Origin of the sequence: Luteibacter sp., assembly GCF_051958795.1 — a bacterium.
In the GTDB taxonomy this organism is placed as follows: Bacteria; Pseudomonadota; Gammaproteobacteria; order Xanthomonadales; family Rhodanobacteraceae; genus Luteibacter.
This window is the reverse complement of the sequence record NZ_JBQCFT010000409.1, coordinates 1-2,859: the sequence shown is the minus strand read 5'-3', so window position 1 is coordinate 2,859 and position 2,859 is coordinate 1. Positions and strand designations below refer to the sequence as shown.

At 66.8% G+C, this 2,859-nt stretch carries 1 protein-coding gene and 1 pseudogene; one reads left to right on the top strand and one right to left on the bottom strand.

Annotated elements, in window-relative coordinates; genetic code table 11:
* Positions 1 to 688 (bottom strand): annotated as a pseudogene (locus ACTHLF_RS20935) (hypothetical protein); the annotation flags it as partial.
* Between the two features lie 187 nt (positions 689 to 875).
* Between ACTHLF_RS20935 and fusA the strand changes: the two are divergent.
* Positions 876 to 2,859 (top strand): elongation factor G (gene fusA, locus ACTHLF_RS20930; RefSeq protein ID WP_440330119.1); only part of this gene is annotated, 1,984 nt, incomplete at its 3' end.

Genomic DNA, 2,859 nt, shown 5'->3' with positions numbered 1-2,859 from the left:
CCATCGCCTTGCGGATGCCGCCGTTGAGGACGTTTTCGTTCTCCGGCGTCCAATCCTTCGCGAAACGGGTTTCCTTGTACGTGACCGGACCCTTGTGCGTCATGACGCCGGCATCGTCCGTGGGCTTGCGCGACACGAAGTCGGCCTGGGTCGCCGGGGCCTGGCCCGTCGGCGGCGCGAGATGCACTTGGCCATCGCGGCCGAACAGCTGCGATGGCGCCGGTGCCGGCGGTGGCGGCGCCTCGTTTTCGGCAGGCGCGGCTTCCTTCGGCGGTTCCTTCGGCCTCGGCGGCTCGGGCCGCGTGGCCTCGGGCGAGCGCACCTTCGGCGGCGGCTCGCTCACGGGCGGCGGTGGTGGCACGTTGGCCTGCGGTGGCGGCGCGGCGGTGGGTTCGATGAAGCGCACCTCGAGCACCTCATCCCGGTCGTCGGGCGGCGCGTAGCCCAGCAGGGGGCGTGGCTGCAGCTCGTAGCGCACCAGCAGGATGATGAGGATGTGCAGGACCAGGGTGCCGGCGATCGCCAGCGTGGCGCGCACGTGGTCGCGCGGCGCCTTGCGGTAACGGATGGCGCGCAGGGCGGTGATCGTGGCCGGATCGATCGGGTGCAGCCCATGGCGGCGCGTCGCCTCCGGCGGAAGCCGGTGCGGGTCGACGAATGGCGGGGGCGCCTTGCCTGGGTATTGCACGCTAACGGGGGATCCGGCCGGGACGAGGGGGAGCCATACAGCTTAACGCGGCAGCCTGACCGCGCCTTAAGCCTGCGCCTACAGACACCGCCGTCGAAAGAAGATTCCCGGCGCACTTGATTCCGCGCCCCGATCGGAGAAGGCTTGGAAGGACGGGGGGACCGCCATCCTTACGGAGGGTCGCATCGTGTCGCCATCCACGGAACGCATCCGCAGCCTGTCACTTGCCGGCCATGCCGGGGCCGGCAAGACCACCTTGTTCGAAGCCATGCTCCACGCCGGCGGCGCGCTCAACAGCATGGGCAGCGTGGAAAAGGGCAGTACCGTCTCAGATAACGACCCCATGGAACGCGCCAGGGGCCATTCCATCGATGCGTCGATCGCCTCGATCGAGCGCAACGGCTACCGAATACACCTGATCGACACGCCTGGATACGCGGATTTCCGTGGTCCTGCGCTGGCGGCACTTGCCGCGGCCGACACCGTGGCCATCGTCGTGAATGCCGCCAACGGCATCGAACACGGCACGCGCAGCATGATGGCGCACGCGAAGGAGCGCGGCTTCGCGCGGCTGATCATCGTGAACCGCATCGATGCGGAAGGCGTGGATCTCCCCGCGCTGATCGAGGACCTCCGCGCGGAGTTCGGCAGCGAATGCCTGCCGGTGAACCTGCCCGCCGCGCACGGCCACGCCGTGAGCGACGCGTTCTTCAAGAAGGCTGGCGACAGCGACTTCTCGTCGCCCGGTGAAGCGCACCAGCAGCTCATCGACCAGGTCGTGGAGATCGATGACGGGGTCATGGAGCACTACCTCGACAAGGGCGAAGACGCGCTCACCCCGGCCGAACTGCACGACGCGCTGGAGCATTGCCTGCGCGATGGCCACCTCGTCCCCATCGTATTCACCAGCGCCCGCGACGGCGTGGGTGTCAACGAACTGCTCGAGCTGATCGAACGCATCCTGCCGTGTCCCAGCGAAACCAACCCGCCGCCGTTCCATGACGACAAGGGCATCCACTTCGACGTGGCCGCCGATGCGGGCAAGCACGTGGTCGCCGATGTCTTCAAGATCGTCCCCGACCCGTTCGTCGGCAAACTCGGTGTGTTCCGCGTCTGGCAGGGCACGGTACGCAAGGACTCGCAGTTGCTCGTGGATGATGGACGCAAGCCGTTCAAGGTGGCGCACCTGTTCCGCTTGAAGGGCAAGGAGCACGTGGAGATCGATGAAGCGCTGCCAGGCGATATCGTCGCGGTGGCGAAGGTCGATGACATCCATTTCGACGCCGTGTTGCATGACGCGGCCGACGAAGGCCGGATCCACCTGCAACCGTGCCCCTTCCCCTCGCCCATGTTCGGCCTGGCCGTCGAGCCGGCGCACAAGGGCCAGGAGCAGAAGCTGGCGCAGGCGCTGGCCAGGCTCGCCGAGGAAGATCCGTGCTTTGTCGTTGAACACCATGCGGAGGTGAACCAGACCGTGGTCCGCGGCCTGTCCGACTTGCACCTGAAGCTGATGCTCGAACGGATGAAGAACCGTTACGACGTGGACGTCGTGACCCACCCGCCGAGGATCGCGTACCGCGAAACCATCGGCGGTTCATCCGAAGGACACCACCGGCACAAGAAGCAGACAGGTGGCGCCGGGCAATTCGGCGAGGTGTTCCTGCGCGTCGAACCACTGGATCGTGGCGCGGGTTTCACCTTCGTCGATGAAACCAAGGGTGGGGTGATCCCGAACCAGTTCATGCCGGCGATCGAGAAAGGCATCCGCCAGGCGATGCAGGCGGGCGCGGTAGCCGGCTACCCGATGCAGGATGTGCGAGTCAGCGTGTACGACGGAAAGCACCACCCGGTGGATTCCAAGGAAGTCGCGTTCATCAGTGCCGGACGCAAGGCGTTCCTGGATGCCGTGTCACGCGCTCGGCCCGTCGTGCTGGAGCCCGTGGTGGACCTGGAAGTTTCGATTCCCGATCCCGCCGTCGGCGATGTCACGGGCGGCCTCGCCTCGCGGCGTGCACAGATCATGGGCACCGATTCGCTGCGTGGCGGCGAAACCCTGATCAAGGCACGCGTGCCGTTGGCGGAGCTCGCGGATTTCCCGACGCAACTGAAGGCGATGACCGGGGGCCAGGGGCGGTATGCCATGGACTTCAGCCATTACGACACCGTGCCGC